This is a genomic window from Stutzerimonas sp. KH-1 (assembly GCF_054483855.1).
The window spans coordinates 659,553-677,542 of sequence record NZ_CM137011.1 but is presented as its reverse complement, the minus strand read 5'-3'; the positions used below and the strand labels follow the sequence as shown (position 1 = coordinate 677,542).

At 63.2% G+C, this 17,990-nt stretch carries 19 protein-coding genes; 1 reads left to right on the top strand and 18 read right to left on the bottom strand.

Translation table 11 applies throughout. The features are described from left to right. Window positions 1-2: 2 nt before the first annotated feature. On the bottom strand, window positions 3-2,123 hold the full coding sequence (flhA, locus tag ACX1DW_RS03365; protein WP_063539845.1) for a flagellar biosynthesis protein FlhA: 2,121 nt from the start codon (window positions 2,121-2,123) through the stop codon (window positions 3-5). Between the two features lie 199 nt (window positions 2,124-2,322). On the opposite strand from flhA, the gene sodC reads away from it, so the two are divergent. Then, window positions 2,323-2,844: a superoxide dismutase family protein gene (sodC, locus tag ACX1DW_RS03360; RefSeq protein ID WP_063539846.1), complete on the top strand. Its 522-nt coding sequence runs from the start codon at window positions 2,323-2,325 to the stop codon at window positions 2,842-2,844. Between the two features lie 39 nt (window positions 2,845-2,883). Here the strand turns inward: sodC and flhB are convergent, their stop codons facing one another. The 17 genes from flhB to fliF form a co-directional block, all read right to left on the bottom strand. After that, complete coding sequence (gene flhB / locus ACX1DW_RS03355; RefSeq protein WP_063539847.1) at window positions 2,884-4,020, bottom strand: flagellar biosynthesis protein FlhB; 1,137 nt, start codon at window positions 4,018-4,020, stop codon at window positions 2,884-2,886. Between the two features lie 33 nt (window positions 4,021-4,053). After that, complete coding sequence (fliR, locus tag ACX1DW_RS03350) at window positions 4,054-4,830, bottom strand: flagellar biosynthetic protein FliR (protein ID WP_133456688.1); 777 nt, start codon at window positions 4,828-4,830, stop codon at window positions 4,054-4,056. 4 nt (window positions 4,831-4,834) lie between these two features. After that, a complete protein-coding gene (fliQ, locus tag ACX1DW_RS03345; RefSeq protein WP_003296594.1) occupies window positions 4,835-5,104 on the bottom strand; it encodes a flagellar biosynthesis protein FliQ in 270 nt (89 codons plus the stop codon). A gap of 11 nt (window positions 5,105-5,115) precedes the next feature. Next, window positions 5,116-5,892, bottom strand: a complete 777-nt coding sequence (gene fliP, locus ACX1DW_RS03340) for a flagellar type III secretion system pore protein FliP (protein WP_063539849.1) — start codon at window positions 5,890-5,892, stop codon at window positions 5,116-5,118. After that, the gene (gene fliO, locus ACX1DW_RS03335) at window positions 5,892-6,311 is read right to left on the bottom strand and encodes a flagellar biosynthetic protein FliO (RefSeq protein ID WP_063539850.1); all 420 of its coding nucleotides are present in this window, start codon (window positions 6,309-6,311) and stop codon (window positions 5,892-5,894) included. The genes fliP and fliO overlap by 1 nt, the downstream gene beginning before the upstream one ends. A gap of 1 nt (window position 6,312) precedes the next feature. Beyond that, a complete protein-coding gene (gene fliN, locus ACX1DW_RS03330) occupies window positions 6,313-6,798 on the bottom strand; it encodes a flagellar motor switch protein FliN (protein WP_063539851.1) in 486 nt (161 codons plus the stop codon). Window positions 6,799-6,838: 40 nt separating this feature from the next. Then, window positions 6,839-7,810 carry a flagellar motor switch protein FliM gene (gene fliM, locus ACX1DW_RS03325; RefSeq protein WP_013983226.1) on the bottom strand — a complete coding sequence of 324 codons (972 nt, stop codon included), beginning with the start codon at window positions 7,808-7,810 and terminating at the stop codon, window positions 6,839-6,841. A gap of 13 nt (window positions 7,811-7,823) precedes the next feature. Continuing rightward, on the bottom strand, window positions 7,824-8,357 hold the full coding sequence (gene fliL, locus ACX1DW_RS03320; protein ID WP_063539852.1) for a flagellar basal body-associated protein FliL: 534 nt from the start codon (window positions 8,355-8,357) through the stop codon (window positions 7,824-7,826). Window positions 8,358-8,590: 233 nt separating this feature from the next. Next, window positions 8,591-9,826, bottom strand: a complete 1,236-nt coding sequence (locus ACX1DW_RS03315; protein WP_458992777.1) for a flagellar hook-length control protein FliK — start codon at window positions 9,824-9,826, stop codon at window positions 8,591-8,593. 173 nt (window positions 9,827-9,999) lie between these two features. Next, a complete protein-coding gene (locus ACX1DW_RS03310) occupies window positions 10,000-10,350 on the bottom strand; it encodes an Hpt domain-containing protein (protein WP_063539854.1) in 351 nt (116 codons plus the stop codon). Between the two features lie 28 nt (window positions 10,351-10,378). Beyond that, window positions 10,379-12,070 carry an ATP-binding SpoIIE family protein phosphatase gene (locus tag ACX1DW_RS03305; protein WP_205893252.1) on the bottom strand — a complete coding sequence of 564 codons (1,692 nt, stop codon included), beginning with the start codon at window positions 12,068-12,070 and terminating at the stop codon, window positions 10,379-10,381. 1 nt (window position 12,071) lies between these two features. Next, window positions 12,072-12,377 carry an STAS domain-containing protein gene (locus ACX1DW_RS03300; RefSeq protein WP_110776515.1) on the bottom strand — a complete coding sequence of 102 codons (306 nt, stop codon included), beginning with the start codon at window positions 12,375-12,377 and terminating at the stop codon, window positions 12,072-12,074. 214 nt (window positions 12,378-12,591) lie between these two features. Continuing rightward, window positions 12,592-13,044 carry a flagellar export protein FliJ gene (fliJ, locus tag ACX1DW_RS03295; RefSeq protein ID WP_063539856.1) on the bottom strand — a complete coding sequence of 151 codons (453 nt, stop codon included), beginning with the start codon at window positions 13,042-13,044 and terminating at the stop codon, window positions 12,592-12,594. A gap of 3 nt (window positions 13,045-13,047) precedes the next feature. Beyond that, a complete protein-coding gene (gene fliI / locus ACX1DW_RS03290; protein ID WP_133456683.1) occupies window positions 13,048-14,406 on the bottom strand; it encodes a flagellar protein export ATPase FliI in 1,359 nt (452 codons plus the stop codon). Next, window positions 14,396-15,169: a flagellar assembly protein FliH gene (fliH, locus tag ACX1DW_RS03285; RefSeq protein ID WP_133456682.1), complete on the bottom strand. Its 774-nt coding sequence runs from the start codon at window positions 15,167-15,169 to the stop codon at window positions 14,396-14,398. The genes fliI and fliH overlap by 11 nt, the downstream gene beginning before the upstream one ends. Window positions 15,170-15,187: 18 nt before the next feature. Further along, the gene (fliG, locus tag ACX1DW_RS03280) at window positions 15,188-16,204 is read right to left on the bottom strand and encodes a flagellar motor switch protein FliG (protein WP_063539859.1); all 1,017 of its coding nucleotides are present in this window, start codon (window positions 16,202-16,204) and stop codon (window positions 15,188-15,190) included. Beyond that, the gene (gene fliF, locus ACX1DW_RS03275; RefSeq protein WP_125867920.1) at window positions 16,197-17,981 is read right to left on the bottom strand and encodes a flagellar basal-body MS-ring/collar protein FliF; all 1,785 of its coding nucleotides are present in this window, start codon (window positions 17,979-17,981) and stop codon (window positions 16,197-16,199) included. Before fliF ends, fliG begins: the two co-directional genes overlap by 8 nt. Between the last annotated feature and the right edge of the window lie 9 nt (window positions 17,982-17,990).

The window sequence follows — 17,990 nt, the reverse complement described above, 5'->3', positions numbered from 1 at the left end:
GGTTAATTCTGACCCACCGTCGAGACGATGGTGACCTGCTTGTTGTCCGGTATTTCCTGATAGGCCAGAACATGGATGTTCGGCACTGCCAGCCTTGCGAACCGCGACAGCATCGCCCTGACCGGGCCGGCGACCAGCAGAACCGCCGGTTTGCCGAGCATTTCTTGACGCTGTGCCGCTTCTACCAGAGACCGTTGCAACTTTTCGGCCATTCCCGGCTCCAGCAGGATGCCGTCATCGGAGCCCTGCCCAGCCTTCTGCAGGCTATTGAGCAAGATCTGTTCCAATCGAGGCTCGAGGGTGATCACAGGCAGCTCCGGCTCTAGTCCCACAACGTTTTGCACGATTGCGCGGGATAGCGCAACGCGCACCGCAGCCACCATCGCGGCGGGATCTTGACTCTTGGCGGCCACATTGGCGATAGCCTCGGCGATGGTGCGGATGTCGCGCACGGGAACCTGCTCCTGCAACAGCGCCTGCAAGACCTTGAGCAGCGTGGAGAGCGATACCATGCCAGGCACCAGCTCCTCGGCGAGCTTGGGCGAGCTCTTGGCCAGCAGCTGCAGTAGCTGCTGCACTTCCTCGTGCCCCAGCAGCTCGTGCGCATGCTTGTACAACACCTGGTTGAGGTGCGTGGCGACGACAGTGCTGGCATCCACCACCGTATAACCCAGCGACTGTGCCTGATCGCGCTGGCTGGTCTCGATCCATACCGCCTCCAGCCCGAATGCCGGATCCTTGGCGGCAATGCCGTTGAGTGGGCCGAACACCTGGCCCGGATTGATCGCCAGCTCGCGATCCGGATAGACCTCCGCCTCGGCCAGGCTCACGCCCATCAGCGTCAAGCGATAGGCGTTGGGCAACAGGTCGAGGTTGTCGCGGATATGGACCGAAGGCATGAGAAAACCCAGGTCCTGCGAGAGCTTCTTGCGCACACCCTTGATTCGCGCCAGCAGCTGCCCCCCCTGATTACGATCGACCAGCGGGATCAGACGATAACCGACCTCCAGGCCGACCATATCGACCGGAGTCACGTCGTCCCAGCCCAGCTCCTTGGTTTCGGCGGCTCGTTGCGCGGGCAGCATCTCCTGCTGCTTCTGCACCTCCTGCTCGGTCTTCTTGACGGACTGCTTCTGGCGGTGCCAGATCCAGTAGGCACCCGCTGCAGCCGCGGCACCAAGGCCGAGGAAGGACATATGCGGCATGCCCGGAACCAGCCCCATGGCAATCATGATCGCTGCCGACACCGCCAGCGCCTTGGGCGAGGCGAACATCTGCCGCTGCACCTGCTGCCCCATATCCTCCGAACTGGTGACGCGGGTCACCATGATGGCTGCTGCGGTGGACAGCAGAAGGGAAGGAATCTGTGCAACCAGACCGTCACCAATGGTCAGCAACGCATAGACCTGGCCTGCCTCACTGAAGCTCATGCCGTGCTGCGCCATGCCTATGCCAACGCCGCCGATCAGGTTGATGAAGAGAATCAGCAGGCCGGCAATGGCATCACCGCGCACGAATTTCGAAGCACCGTCCATAGAACCGTAGAAGTCGGCCTCCGAGGAAACCTCGCTGCGGCGCTTCTTGGCTTCTTCCTGGTCGATCAGGCCGGCGTTGAGGTCGGCGTCGATCGCCATCTGCTTGCCGGGCATAGCGTCGAGGGTGAAGCGTGCGCTGACTTCCGAGATGCGCCCGGCGCCCTTGGTGACCACGACGAAGTTGATGATCATCAGAATCGCGAAGACGACGATACCCACGACGTAATTGCCGCCGATCACTACGTTGCCGAAGGCCTCGATCACATGGCCTGCGGCCGAGCCGCCTTCATGGCCGTTGATCAGCACCACCCGGGTCGAGGCAACGTTAAGTGCCAGACGCATCAGGGTCGCGACCAGCAGGATGGTCGGGAAAACGGCGAAGTCCAGCGGCCGCAGCGCATAGACGCTGACCAGCAGGACGACAATCGACAGCGCGATGTTGAAGGTGAACAGCAGATCCAGGAGGAGCGGCGGCACCGACAGCATCATCATGCCCATCATCACGAGCAACAGCAGCGGTACGCCGAGATTGCCGCGCCCCGCGCCTGCCAGGCCGTTGCGAATATTGACGAGTTGCGTGCGATCCACAGAAACCCCGGAAATACAGAACGAATTCTTGACGCGAAATGCGCCCTGCCGGGGCTATAGCAAGAAGGGGTCCAACTCTCTGCCGCATTGGCTACCAGCGCGCTCTATACCGCGGGGCGGTGCGAACGCCGCGCAGCGTCGGCAGTCACAGTTGCTACCGGCGGCACTCCGTCGCCGTCTGCGCAAAAGGAGCTTTCAGATGAAACAGTGGATCATCGCCGCCCTAGCCGGCTGCACCGCCTTCGCCGCCCAGGCGGAAACGCTGAACGTCGAGATCAACGCCGTCACCGCCCAGGGCATCGGAGAATCCGTGGGCAGCGTGAAGATCGAAAGCAATGAGTACGGCCTGGTGTTCCGTCCCGAGCTTGCCGACCTGCAGCCCGGCATCCATGGCTTTCATATTCATGCCAAAGGCAGCTGCGAGCCGGCCGAAGTCGATGGCAAGCCAACCGCGGCGGCGGCTGCGACCGGACACTGGGACCCGAAGAACAGCGGCAAGCACGGCGAACCCTGGGGCGACGGGCATATGGGCGACCTGCCCGCGCTCTACGTCGACAGCGAAGGCAAGGCCAACCAGCCGGTACTGGCACCACGCTTGAAGAGCCTGGGCGACATCAAGGGCCTGGCGCTGATGGTCCATCAGGGTGGCGATAACCATTCCGACCATCCGCAGCCACTGGGCGGTGGCGGCGCACGTGTCGCCTGCGGCGTAATCGAATAAGCGCTGCGGCCGGGCGACGCAACCCGTCACCCGGCCGGATCACTCGTCGCGCCGCAAGTCCGGCGGAATCGGCAGATTGTTCAACGGCTCGGGTCGGCGCCCCTTGCCCGCGCGGTACTGACGCAACTGATAGACGTAGGCCAGCACCTGTGCCACGGCCAGATAAAGGCCAGCCGGGATCTCATGATCCAGCTCGGTGGAGTAGTACACCGCCCGCGCCAGTGCCGGCGACTCCAGCACCGTCACCTTGTGCTCCTGGGCGATCTCACGAATCTTCAACGCCACGAAGTCACCGCCCTTGGCAACCAGCCTTGGCGCGCCGCCCTTGTCGCCGTCGTACTTCAGCGCAACGGCGAAGTGCGTCGGGTTGGTGATGACCACATCGGCTTCCGGCACCGCCTGCATCATCCGCCGCTGCGCGGCCTCACGCTGCAGCTGGCGGATGCGCGACTTGACCTCCGGCTTGCCCTCGGAATCCTTGTATTCGTCCTTGACCTCCTGCTTGGTCATCATCAGCTTCTGCTTGTTGCTCCAGAGCTGAAACGGCACGTCCACCGCGGCAATGATGATCAGCCCACAGGCCATCCACAGGGCGCACCAGCCGACGATCTCGACGCTGTGCATGATGGCGAGGTCCAGCGGCTGCTTGGCGATGGACAGCAGGTCGTCCTGATACGCCGACAACACCAGCAGCGCAACGCTGAGCACGACGAGGAACTTGCCCAGCGCCTTCAGCAGCTCGACCAACGCTTGAGTGGAAAACATGCGTTTAAGGCCGGCCGCTGGATTCATCCTGCTGACCTTGGGCGCCATCGCCTTGGCCGAGAACAGCCAGCCGCCCAGTGCCACCGGGCCGACAATCGATGCGATCAGCAATGCGATCAGCAGGGGCATGATCGCCTCCAGCGCCATCAGACCGCTGCCCATCAACAGACTCGCCATGGAGCCCTCGTCCAGCAGCGTTTCGCGGCTGAGCTCGAACGTGCCCTGCATCATGGCCATCAGGGCTTGCGCCAGGCCCCCGCCGGACGCCAGCAACCCGCCGATACCACCCAGCGTTACCGCCACCGTGCTGAGTTCGCGGGAACGTGCCAGCTGCCCTTTCTCGCGTGATTCGCGCAGGCGTTTCTCTGTGGGTTCCTCGCTTTTGTCGGCGCCGCTTTCGCTCTCAGCCATGCGCGACCTCCGTCAGGTACAGGGCCCGGTTCATCAGCGTGCCCCCGCCAGCTCGCGCAGCATCATCAGTGCCTCGCTGACGAATATCTGGTATTGGGCGAAGATATCGGCCATACCGATCCAGACGATGATCAGGCCGAGCACCAGGGTCAGCGGAAAGCCGATAGAGAAGATGTTCAACTGCGGCGCCGCGCGGGTCATCAGGCCGAACGCGAGGTTGACCACCAGCAGTGCGGTGATCGCCGGCAGCACCAGCAGCAAGCCGGCACCCAGTACCCAGCCCAACTTGCCGGCCACTTCCCAGAAGTGATTGGTCGACAGGCCAGCCCCCACCGGCAGGGTGACGAAGCTCTCGGCGAGGATTTCCAGCACCACCAGATGGCCGTTGACCGAGAGGAACAGCAGGATCACCAGCATGTTGAAGAACTGGCCGAGCACGGGCACCGAGATGCCATTGGCCGGGTCGACCATCGAGGCGAAACCGAGGCCCATCTGCATCGCCAGCAGCTGGCCCGAGACGATGAATACGTGAAAGAACAGCTGCAGGACGAAGCCGAGCATCACACCAATCACCAGTTGCTCGGCAATCAGCAGCAAAGACCCCAGGCTGAGCGAATCGACCGCAGGCATCGGCGGCAGCGTCGGCACCAGGACCAGTGCGATCGCCAGAGCCAGATACAGGCGTATACGCATCGGCACCAGCTGGGTACCGATGAGCGGCATGCTCATGAGCAATGCGGCGATGCGAAACAGCGGCAGCAGAAACTGCGCCACCCAGCCGCCGATCTGCGTATTGCTCAGCTCCAGCATCGGGCTAACCGATCAGCAACGGGATGTTCTGCACGAGGTTCTGCGTGTACTCCATCAGCTCGCGCACCAGCCAGGGGCCGGCCCAGATCAGCGTCAGCAGCATTACCAGCAGACGCGGCAAGAAGCTCAGGGTCTGCTCGTTGATCTGCGTTGCGGCCTGAAACATCGCCACCACCAGACCGACCAGCAGGCTCGGCACCACCAGCACGCCGACGATCATCGCGGTCATCCACAGCCCTTCGCGAAACAGGTCCACCGCCACTTCCGGTGTCATTCGCGTCCCTCCTACAGGGTGCCGAAGCTGCCGGCCAGGGTGCCGATGATCAGCCCCCAGCCATCGACCAGCACGAACAGCATGATCTTGAACGGCAGCGAGATGATCAGCGGCGAGAGCATCATCATGCCCATCGCCATCAGTACGCTGGCCACCACCATATCGATGATCAGAAACGGGATGAAGATCATGAAGCCGATCTGAAACGCCGTTTTCAGCTCGGAGGTGACGAACGCCGGCACCAGGATGGTCATCGGTGCCGCCTCGGGCGAGGTGATGTCGGTGCGCCGTGACAAGCGCACGAACAGCTCCAGATCGCTCTCGCGGGTCTGCGCCAGCATGAAGTTCTTCAGCGGCACCTCGGCGCGGCTGATCGCTTCCTGTGCCGGAATCTGCTCGCTCAGGTAAGGCTGCAGCGCCTCCTGGTTAATCCGGTCGAACACCGGGGCCATGATGAACAGCGTGAGAAACAGCGTCAGGCCGACGAGGATCTGATTCGACGGCGTCTGCTGCAGGCCCAGGGCCTGACGCAGGATGGAAAACACGATGATGATCCGGGTGAAGCTGGTCATCAGCATGACGAACGCCGGGATGAAGCTCAGCGCCGTCATGATCAGCAGGATCTGCAGGCTGACCGAATACTCCTGCTGCCCCTCGGCATCGGTAGTCAGGGTGATCGCAGGGATCGACAGCGGATTGTCGCCCTGCGCCAGGATGCCGGACGACTCCTGCGCGACAGCGAGAGGGCCGACCAGCATAAGCGCGGCCAGCAGCAGAATGCGCAACATCAAGGCTTGTCCTTGTGGTCCTTGCCGAGCAGCTCCATCAGACGCTGGGCGAATTCGGGATTGGCCGGCTCGGCATCCGGCAAATGCACCGGCTCCTTCATCACGTGCAGCGGCGTGATGCGGCCGCCGCTCAGGCCGATGAGGATCTGTTCGCCGCCGACCTGCACCAGCACCAGCCGCTCGCGCGGACCCAGCGCCTGGCTAGAGATCAGCTTGATCACCTGGGTGCCACGTGGGTTCAGCTGCTGCACGCGACGCAGCAGCCAGGCGAGCAGGAATATCAACCCGATCACCAGCAACAGGCCGAGCAGCAGCTTGCTCAGCTGTGCGCCCATGGCGCTGCTGTTCATGCTCGCAGTCGGCTCCGCCGCCCACACCGGGAACGCCAAGAGCGCCGCCAGCAATGCCAGGCCGCGCATGTCAACGCAACTTCTTGATGCGTTCGGTGGGGCTGATCACATCGGTCAACCGGATCCCGAACTTCTCGTTGACCACTACCACCTCGCCATGAGCGATGAGCGTACCGTTGACCAGCACATCCAGCGGCTCGCCGGCCAGGCGGTCGAGCTCGACCACCGAGCCCTGATTGAGCTGCAGCAGGTTACGGATGCTGATTTCCGTGCTGCCCACTTCCATCGAAATGGAAACCGGAATATCCAGAATGACATCCAGGTTCGGCCCCTCAAGCCCCAGCTGAACACCTCCGGAGGACTTCGGCGCACTGGCGAAATCCTCCAGCGGTGCGCGCGGCGCAGTCGGTGCGGCAGGCGCCGCCGCTGCCGGCCCCTGGTTCAGCAGCGCATCGATATCGTCCTGGCTGGCATCGCCGGCTTCGGCCAGGGCCGCGGCCCACTCGTCGGCCAGCGCCTGCTCCTCTGGGGATGTATTGTCGTGTTCGTCTGCCATCGCTAGTCCTCGAACGGCTCGAATTGAGTAAAGGGCGGAGTCAGCGTGGGCGAACCACGGGCTCCAGCACCTGCAGTGCCAGGTTGCCCTTGTGGGCACCCAGCTTGACCTTGAAGGCCGGCATGCCATTGGCACGCATGATCATGTCTTCCGGCATTTCCACGGGAATGACGTCCCCTGGCTGCATGTTGAGGATGTCGCGCAACTTGAGCTGGCGGCGCACGACGGTGGCCCCCAGCGGCACGTTGACGTCGAGAATGTCCTCGCGCAGCGCCTTGACCCAGCGCTCGTCCTGGTCGCTGACATCCGACTGGAAGCCGGCATCGAGCATCTCGCGAATAGGCTCGATCATCGAATAAGGCATGGTCACGTGCAGATCGCCGCCGCCACTGTCCAGCTCGATATGGAAGGTGGAAACCACCACCACCTCGCTGGGGCTGACGATGTTGGCCAGCGCCGGGTTCACTTCCGAGTTGACGTACTCGAAGTTGACGTCCAGCACCGCGTGCCAGGCTTCTTTCAGATCGGCGAAGGCCTGATCCAGCACCATGCGCACCACGCGCAGCTCGGTCGGGGTAAATTCGCGGCCCTCGATCTTGGCGTGGCGGCCGTCGCCACCGAAGAAGTTGTCCACCAGCTTGAACACCAGCTTGGCGTCGAGAATGAACAGCGCCGTGCCACGCAACGGCTTCATCTTCACCAGGTTGAGGCTGGTCGGCACGTACAGCGAGTGCACGTACTCGCCGAACTTCATCACCTGGACGCCACCGACCGAGACATCGGCCGAACGCCGCAGCAGGTTGAACATGCTGATGCGGGTATAACGGGCGAAACGTTCGTTGATCATTTCCAGCGTGGGCATGCGCCCGCGCACGATGCGATCCTGACTGGTCAGGTCGTAGCTCTTGATGGACCCCGGCTCGGAATCGCTTTCGGTATCCACCAGACCGTCGTCGACCCCATGCAGGAGCGCATCGATCTCGTCTTGCGAGAGCAGGTCTTGAACAGCCATCTGCGGCAGCCTTCTATTGCAATACGAAGTTGGTGAACAGCACTTGCTCGACGGCAAGTTTGCCGATTTCCTTCTGCGCCAGTTCCTGCACGCTGGCAGTGGCCTGCTGACGCAGCATTTCCTTGCCTACCGGCGTTTTCAGCGCCTCGAAATCCTGACTGGAGAACAGCATCACCAGCCGGTTACGCAGCAACGGCATATGCACCTTCAGCGCATCCAGAGCGGCCTGGTCCCGCGACATCAGCGCGATGCTCACCTGCATATACCGCTGCCGCCCCTTGTGGCTGTAGTTGACCACGAAGGCCGGCATCAGCACCTCATAGATCGCCGGCTGCTTACCCGAAGCGGTGGCTGGGGCTTCTTCCGCCTTGTCACTGTCCAGGCCATCACCCTTGCTCATGAAGTAAAGCGTACCGCCGATCGAAAGCCCCACAGCCACCAACATGGCGACCACGATCACCAGAATGAGTTTCAGCTTCCCTTTGCTTGCCTGAGGCGCTTCCGGCCCGGTTGGCGGCACTACCGGTGGAGCCTGTTTCTTAGCCATGCCAAATATCCGTCATCAACAGCGTTTCGACCCGATTGTGCGAAGTTAGGAGCAACAGCTGTGCCAACGTGCCGACGCCAGCGCGCTAGGGTATGTCGTTCGCCATTAGCGAAAAGGTATCAGGAAAAGGCTGCAGTCACGGCGACCGCAACGGGCCGCGACGGCTATCCAGACAGACGGCGGAAAACCGGCGCACCCCGATGCTGGACGCGCCGGAGTGGAGGCAACAAGACTCAGGCGTAGTAGTCGACCAGGCCGCGATCGCCACCGGTGCGGGTACTCGAAATCTCGCTGATACCGCTCTGCTGATCGTCCTCGATAGCCATATCGGACGCACCGGAGGAGCCGCCCCTCGACGAACCGCCGTCCGCCCCGCCCTGCCAGCCGCGCGCCAGCGACTGATCGGAGACATTGACGTCCATCAGGCTCATACCCTGCTGGTTGAACATTTCGCGCAAACGCTGCATCTGTCCTTCAAGCGCGTCACGTACGCCAGCGTGAGGACTGAGGAAAGTGACCTGCGCCTGGTCCTTGGTCATTTCGATACGCACTTCCATGCGTCCAAGTTCCGCGGGGTCGAGCTGAATCTCAGCCGATTTCAGGTTCTGGCTGGACATCCACATCACCCGATCCACCACGGCCTCGCTCCAGCCGGATTGCTGCACCTGGACCGGCTGTCCCGGCACCAGCGCCGGTCGCTGGGCCTGCTGAATCTGCTGCGCGATCGCCTGGCTCAACGGATTGACCCGGGCGGCGGCAGACTCGCCAAGGCTCGAGGCCCGACTCTCCTTGGGCGCATCAATCGTTTCCAGCAGCTCCTCGGCTGTCAGTTTCAGCTCTGTCTCCGCATCTTCGAGCGACTCGCTGCCAGCCAGCAACGCATTGGCGAAGCCATCATCGTTGTCGGCCTTGAGCTGTGCCTGGGCCAGCGGATCGTGCAGTTGCGCGGCCGCTTTCTGCATCCCCACCGGCTCATCGCTCACCAAGCCCGTGCTGGTCATGGACGGCTCGGCGAGCTCGCCGTCATCACTGACCAGCCCCTGCACGGCCGGCAATCCGGAGAGCAGGGTCTCTGGCTGAACTTCGCCGATTGGCTGAATCTCGCTCGGCGCGACGGACTGGCCGCCAAGGCCCAGCATCAGCAGCGGATCCAGTTCGGCCTCCGGCACCTCGTCCGATTCGCTTGCGGCAGGCAAGGCATTGCCGCTTTCGGCAACCGCCGGCTTTTCGTCACCGCTCGCCTCTGCCGCTTTTGCCTCGCCTTTTTCATCGACAGGTTTGTCGCGAGACGAATCGCCACGTTCGGCGCGCTCGGTCGGCCGGGTCTGGCGCTCCCGTGCGTAGACGTCGGAAAAGCTCGCTGCGCCGCCGTCGCGGCTCTCGCGCGGCGTGTCCGGCGCTTTTGCCGAAGCCTTGGGACGCACATCGACGGTGGGGGTCTTGAGCAGCAGGTCGGGGGTAACAGCCATGGAATGAGTCCGCCACGAATGATCGTGAGCGTGACAGAGCAATTTCTGGGCCAGGACGTGAGGGAGGCGCCCAGAGCGCGACCAGGGTCCACCGGCAGCGCGACTTACGCTACCGCGCGGACTGAGAGTCCTCCGACCGCCACTTGACCGAACAGCGCCAGAAAGTCGTCTGCTCAGCCGTAACGCTGTCGCTCAGCGCGGAACAGGATGCCGATGATGGCGAACTCGCGCTCGATGGACGCTAGCAGCGCCGGCGCATCCTCCAGCCGCTCATTGCGGGCGGCACTCTCCAATTGCTGGCAAAGCTCGGCGAGCAAAGTCGCGCCCATGTTGCTGCAGCTGCCCTTGAAGCTATGCGCGGCACGCCGCAGTGACTCGCTCTGATCCGAATGCAGCGCCTGGCGAAGCAGCCGGACGCGCTCCTCGGAATCGGTCAGGAAGGTATCCAGCAGCGCCGGGTACTCACCCTCCATCACGTCCTGCAGCGTGGCGAGCACGGCACTATCGAGATGAGTGTTGGTCACCGGGACACTCCTGATTCAAAGGGCCGGATTATGCCTCAGGCGGCCAGCTGAACTCTACGCTCAGACCTCGCCCGTCCGGCCGCCACTCGAACCCATCGCTCAGCTCGCGCACCAGGTGCAAGCCGCGCCCACTGAACTGGTCTCGGCCGAGCCCGAGCCGCAATGCCCGGGCCACATCGAACCCGCTGCCGCTGTCGCTGATAGCGACCCGCAATCGTCCGCCCTGCGGCCCGGTCTTGATGCTCAGCTCGAGGTGCACATGGCCCTCGGCAAGCGTCTGCAAACGCTGCTGACGCAACTCGTAGTAGCGCTTGAAGCCGTCCCCATCGCACTTGAGGGTCGAATCGAGCCCCAGCACGCCGTGCTCCAGCGCATTGGAATAGAGTTCGCCAAGCACTGTATAGATCTGACCGGCTCGCGGACGCAGCTGGTTGACCTGCAAGAGAACCTGCAGCACGGAGGGCAGCGGATTGCCGCCACGCAGGCTGTCGGCGCGCAGTTCGATCCGAAACGACCAGTCCATTGGACGTACACGACTTGCCGAAACCGGCGCCGCCAGCGGCATCGGCACCGCCTCGTCGCTGACCACGACCTCGACCAGGCTCAAATCGTCGTGGGGCTGGCCATGAAAGTCGAGCAGCGCCTGCTCGATCTCGTCGAACAACCGCGACGGATCGCGGTTGGCAGCCAGGGCGGCCAGCAGACGCTGCTCACCGAACAGCTCGTCGTCGGCATTGCGGCTCTCCACGACCCCATCGGAAAGCAGCAGAAGCCGATCGCCCGGCGCCACAGGATAGTGTTCGAACTTGTCATCCAGCTTCGCAGCCGAGACGACGCCCAGCGGTAGATGCCGTGACACCAGCGGGGTCTGCCGACCATCCGCCGAAATCAGGTAGCCATCAGGAAGACCGCCGTTCCACACGCGTAAACGCCCCTGCTTGGGGTCGATGTCCAGCAGCGTTGCGCAGCAGAACATCTCCACCGGCAGGATCTGTTTGAGCTTGGCATTCATCTCGCGAAGGATGTCGTTGCTCGAATGGCCCTTGGCGGTCATGCCATAGAAGGTTTCCGCCAGCGGCATGGCGCCGATCGCCGCTGGCAGTCCATGGCCGGTGAAATCACCGAGCAGAACGAACATCTGGCCTGCCGGCGCCTGCGCGGCCAGCAGCAGATCGCCGTTGAACAGCGCCTGGGGTGATTGTCGGTAACGGATGTTAGGCGCGCTGAGACAGCCAGCATGGGCAACCTTGTCGAAGATTGCCTTGGCCGCGCGATGCTCGTCGAGCAGCTGCTGGTTGCGCCGGACGATCAGATCGCGCTGCTCAAGCACTGTCGCCTGCAGACGGCGCAGGCGATGCATGGCCTGGATCTTCGCTTCGAGAATGATCGGGTTGTAGGGCTTGGCGATAAAGTCGTCACCCCCTGCCTCAAGGCAACTGACCAGCGCCTGATGCTCGGTCAGCGAAGTCAGGAAGATGATCGGCACCAGCTCATCGCCGGCCAACTGCTTGATGCGCCGGGCCGCCTCGAAGCCATCCATCACCGGCATCAGCGCGTCCATGAGCACCAGCTGCGGTTTCTCCCGCTCGAACAGCTGTACCGCTTCAAGACCATCGGCGGCGGTGAGCACGCGATGCCCCTGCTTGGCGACGATGGTCGAAAGCAGCATCCGATCGACCGGGCTGTCCTCGGCGATCAGGATCGACAGCCCCATGGGCATGTCAGGCAATCACGAACAGCTGTTCGAAGTTGGATACCGAAAGGATCTTGCGAACGTCGGGGCTGCAGTTGAGCAGGCGAATGTCGGCTTCGTCGCCCCCGGCATGGTCACGCAGCAGCAGCAGCATGCCTAGCGCCGAACTGTCCATGTAGGTCGTGCCCTGTAGGTTCACCACGTAGCGCTGCGGATGGACGTCCTGACGCTGATAAGCATCGCGGAAGGCCTGATGCGCATTGAAGTCGAAGCGTCCACTGATGGAAATGGTCAGCTCCTGGCCATCCGCCGAAGGCTGCGAAGTGATGGTCATGTGGCACTCCTGATCCGGTACGTCGTGAAGCTCGCTTGCGAGCGGTAGCCGCTAAGGCGAAATGAAACAGCCGTGTACCGGCTGAAAACGACGAACCACCATCAGGACCTCGCCTGGCAAGGCCGCAGGCCCGACCGGGGTCGCCGCGCTGAAACACCGCCAAGATTTAACATTCACGCCGCGGTACGGCAAGCGTGAATCCGGCCGGTTCGGGTCAATGCTCACGCCCTCTTCCGGCCAGCCGCTGGGCAAACTCGTCGAGCAACTTCTGCTCACGCTTGTCGGCAGCGATACGGGCCTCGCGCTGATAGCTCTCGACCAGCTTGCTCAGCCCCTCGACACGCGCATGGCGCTGCTGCCACTGCTCACGCAGCTTGCGCAGATTGTCGCGGTACCAGTTGACGCTACGCTGTTGCTGAGCGATGGCCGATTCGAGCTGGGACAGAAAGCGCTGGTAGTTCATCAGCCACTGGCCGGAAACGCCCTGGCTGCCCTGCTGCATCCATTGCTCCTGGTAGTCCCTGAAGTACTGCTCCAGCTCTCCCAACTTGGCTTCGGCCTGATTCAGTTGCGTCTGGCCCTGCCCGAGCAGGCGCGCGGCATCCTGCTCGGCCTTCTCGGCCATCTCGATCACCGGCGCCAGGCGTGCCGCTCGGCTGGCCGCCATCGATTAGCCGCCTTGCCGCGCGGCGAAGACCGCTGCAAGATGTGCCGAGCTGCGCGCCAGGTCCTCGCTTTCGTCAAGTCCCTGGCGCAGGTAGCTGACCATCTCGGCCTGCCGCGCGATAGCCATATCCGTTTCTGGATCGCCGCCCGGCACATAGGCGCCGACACTAATCAGGTCGCGACTCTGCTGATAACGAGACCAGAGCTGCTTGAAGCGTTGCGAGGCGCGAACGTGCTCGGCGCCCACCACCTGTGGCATTACGCGGCTGATGGAAGCCTCGATGTCGATAGCCGGATAGTGGCCTTCCTCGGCCAGGCGGCGCGACAACACGATGTGCCCATCGAGCACACCGCGAGCAGCATCAGCGATCGGATCCTGTTGGTCATCGCCTTCGGACAGCACCGTGTAGAACGCCGTGATCGAGCCGCCACCCTGCTCGGCATTGCCCGCGCGCTCAACCAGGCTGGGCAGCTTGGCGAACACCGATGGTGGGTAGCCCTTGGTAGCCGGCGGCTCGCCGATGGCGAGGGCGATTTCACGCTGGGCCTGGGCATAGCGGGTCAGCGAATCCATCAGCAGCAGTACGTTCTTGCCCTTGTCGCGGAAATACTCTGCGATACGCGTGCAGTACTGCGCGGCACGCAGGCGCATCAGCGGCGCTTCGTCGGCCGGCGAGGCGACCACTACCGAACGTTTGATGCTCTCTTCACCGAGGATATTCTCGATGAACTCCTTGACCTCGCGACCGCGTTCGCCGATCAGCCCGACCACGATGATGTCGGCTTCGGTGAATCGGGTCATCATGCCCAGCAATACCGACTTGCCGACACCGGTACCGGCGAACAGACCGAGACGCTGGCCGCGCCCCACCGTGAGCAGCCCGTTGATACTGCGGATGCCGACATCCAGCGGCTCGCTGATCGGGTGACGCTTGAGCGGATTGATCACCGGGCCGTCCATCGGTACCCAGTCCTCGGCTTTCATGCCGCCCTTGCCGTCCAGGGCACGCCCTGCACCGTCCAGCACCCGGCCGAGCATGGACATACCCATGGGCAGACGTCCGGTGTTGACCAGCGGCACCACACGCGCGCCAGGGGCGATACCGGCCAGGCTGCCGACCGGCATCAGATACAGCTTGCCACTGGAAAAGCCCATCACCTCCGCCTCGACCTCGGTGGGGTGATAGCTGTCGTCGTTGATCACCAGGCAGCGGCTGCCGACCGCCGCACGCAGCCCCTCGGCCTCGAGGGTCAGGCCGACCATGCGCAGCAGGCGGCCCTCCAGCAGCGGCTGGCTGGCCAGCTTGATCGCGTCACCGTAGGCTTCGAGACGTTTGGCGAAGCTGGTTCGCTCAAGGCGCATCGGACACATCCAGGTCGATAGTCAGGTCGGCTGCTGGCGGATGGGTCGCATTTTCCCGCTGCTGTTCGAAGAGCTGCTTGATGGCCTGGGTCAGACGCGTTTCGATACTGGCATCGATGCGGCTGTGCTCGGTTTCGATGTGGCAGCCGCCCGGTAACAGACTGCTGTCCTCGAGAATCCGCCAGCTTTCCTCGTGGCGTTCGCGCAACGCCTTGATCAGTTCGAAGTCCTGCGGGTTGACATGGATACGCACGTTGCTGGCCCCCATGGGCAGCAACTTCAGCGCCTCGCGCAGCACCTGACGAATCTGGCTGGAATCGATCAGCAGATCACGCTGGATCACTTCCCGGGCCATGTGGCTGACCAGGGTCGCCATGGCGTGCTCGAGATTGCGATCCTGATCGGCGATCGGATCGAGCAACTGTGTCATCAACCGCTCAAGGCTTTCCAGGCGTGGCGCCAAAGCGGCCTCGGCTTCCTGACGAGCCTTGAGCTGGCCCGCGTGGAAACCATCCTTTTCACCGGTGGCAAAGCCTTCGTTATAAGCCTGCTGGCGAATCGCCTCGAGCTCATCGAGCGTCAGCGGTTTGACTTCCTCGACCGGCACATCCTCACTGCGCGCCAACTCTTCGACTGGCTCGTCGACGTTCGGCTCCGCAGGCGGTTCCTCTTCACCCTGCGGGTCGAAGCTGGGCAATGACCAGCGATCGAACAGACTGACGTCTTTCGCGCGAATGAGGTCGCTGGGGTTGTCCTTCGCCATCTATGCAGTGTTGTCCTGTCAGATCATCTCTTCGCCGCCCTTGGAGCCGAGAACGATCTCCCCGGCTTCGGCCATGCGACGAGCAATGGTGAGAATTTCCTTCTGGGCGTTTTCCACGTCGCTGACGCGCACCGGCCCCTTGGCTTCGAGATCGTCGCGCAGCAGTTCACCAGCGCGCTTGGACATGTTCTTGAAGACCTTTTCCTTGATGCCGTCGTCGGCGCCCTTGAGCGCCATCACCAGCACGTCGGAGGATACCTCACGCAGCAGCACCTGGATGCCACGGTCGTCGACGTCGGCCAGGTTGTCGAAGACGAACATCAGGTCCTCGATCTGGCTGGACAGGTCCTCGTCCACATCGCGAATCGCATCCATCAGCTGGCCTTCGATGGAGCTGTCCAGGTAGTTCATGATATCGGCCGCACGCTTCACGCCGCCCAGGCTGGCGCGGCTGGTGTTGGTGTTGCCGGAGAACTGTTTCTCCAGGATCAGGTTCAGCTCTTTCAATGCGGCGGGCTGAACGGTGTTCAGCGACGACACGCGCAGGACGATGTCCAGCCGCACCTTGTGATCGAAGTGCGAGAGCACCTCGCCGGCCTGGTCCGGGTCGAGATAGGCCACCACGATGGCCTGGATCTGCGGATGCTCGTAGCGGATCACATCGGCCACGGCGCGAGGCTCCATCCACTTCAGGCTGTCCAGGCCACTGGTATTGCCGCCCAGCAGGATGCGGTCGATCAGCCCGCCGGCCTTGTCCTCGCCCAGCGCCTGAGTGAGCATCTTGCGGATATAGCCATCGGAGCCGACGCCGAGACTGGTCTGGTCGCCGACGATTTCGACGAACTCGCTCATCACCTGTTCGATCTGCGCCTTCTGCACGTTGCGCATCTGCGCCATGGCCGTACCGACGCGCTGCACTTCTTTCGGCCCGAGGTGGCGCAGCACCTGGGCCGCGTCGGTCTCACCCAGCGAGAGCAGGAGGATGGCGGCCTTGTCGACCTTGTTGAGCTTGGCTTGAACTCGATTGTCATTCATCGGCGTTGATCCACTCTTTCACCACCTGGGCTACCCGTCCCGGGTCATCGGCCACAAGGTTCTTGATCGCGTTCAGCTGGGCTTCATATCCCTCGCTGGGGCTCGGCAGCAGAATGTTCTGCGGGCCGCTCAGGCTGACCCGGTCGCTGGCCAGGCCGGAATCGAGTCCATCATCGTCACCCAGTTCGCCCGGACCGCTGGCGACCTGCAGTTCCTTGCCAGCCGAGGGGTTGGTCAGGCTCTTGAGCACCGGGCGCAGTACGCCGAACACCAACACCAGGATGAACAGCACGCCGAGCACCTGTTTGACCACATCCCAGAACCAGGGCTGCGAGTAGAACGGTATCTCTTCGAAGGTCTCTCCGGCGCTGTCGGCGACGAACGCGGTGTTGATCACGCTGACGCTGTCGCCGCGGCTGGCATCGAAGCCCACCGCGTCCTGCACCAGACGTGTGAAGCGCGCCAGATCATCGGCGTTCCAAGGCACGCGAACCATCTCGCCGGCCGCATTGAGCGTCATCTGGTCATCGACCACGACGGCGACCGACAGCCGGCGCAGGCGGCCCTGCTGCTGCTTGGTGTAGCTGATGGAGCGATCGAGCTCGTAGTTGCGGGTGGCCTGCTCGCGTTTGTCGGCCGGGAACGGCGCCAGCATCGGCTGCCCGGTTACCGGATCCATGATCTGTTGGCCATTGGCGTCGAGCAGCGGCTGGCCAGGGGCGACGGCACCAGCGGCGGCAGCGGCCTGGTTGGCCTGCTCCGGTGCTGCCGCCGGACCCGGTGGCTGGTTGCTCAGGGCACCGGGTACGCCCTGCGGCGGCAGGCTGCTCTGGCGTTGTTCGTTGACGCTTTGCTCGCTGCGCAGCGCCGGCTGGTCCGGATTGAAGGTTTCCGAAGTGGACTCGACAGCGCTGAAATCCACGTCTGCCGAAACCTCGGCCTTGTAGCGACCGCTACCGAGCACCGGCTGCAGAATGTTGTGCACGCGCTGGGTATAGAGACTCTCCATGCGGCGGCTATAGTCGAACTGCTTGCCCGCCATGGTCAGCTCGGACAGCTCCTGCTGGTCGGAGAGCAGGTTGCCCTTCTGATCCACCACAGTGATCTGCGACTTGCTGAGCTCCGGCACGCTAGTGGCGACCAGGTTGATGATCGCCATCACCTGGCTCGGCTCCAGCGCACGCCCCGGATAGAGTTCCACCAGTACCGAGGCGCTGGGCTTGCGCTCGTCGCGCACGAATACCGAGCTCTTCGGGATGGCCAGGTGCACGCGAGCACCCTTGACGTTGTTCAGGCTGGAAATGGTGCGCCCCAGTTCGCCCTCGAGACCGCGCCGGTAGCGGGTCGCCTCCATGAACTGGCTGGTACCCAGCCCCTGGTCCTTGTCGAGGATTTCGAAGCCGATGTTGCTATCGGCCGGGGCGATGCCGGCGCCAGCAAGTTTCAGGCGCGCGCGCGCCAGGTCATTGGCCTTGACCAGCAACGCGCCGGAATTGGGTTCGACGGTATAGGCGATGTCCGCCGCGGCAAGCGTCTCCATCACCTGATTCGCGTCCATCCCGGCCAGGCTGCCGAGCAATGGGCGGTAATCGGGCTGCTGCGACCAGAGCACCACGGCAAAACCGATGGCCACGCTGGCCGCCAGTCCGACCAATAGGCCGACCTGCCGCAGCATGGACATTTCCGAGAGATTCTCCAGGAACGACAGTCCCAGCAAAGGCTTCTTGCCAGCTTCGGGAGTAGCTGGTACCGGAACGTTGCTCACCGCTTCAGCCATGATTCAATC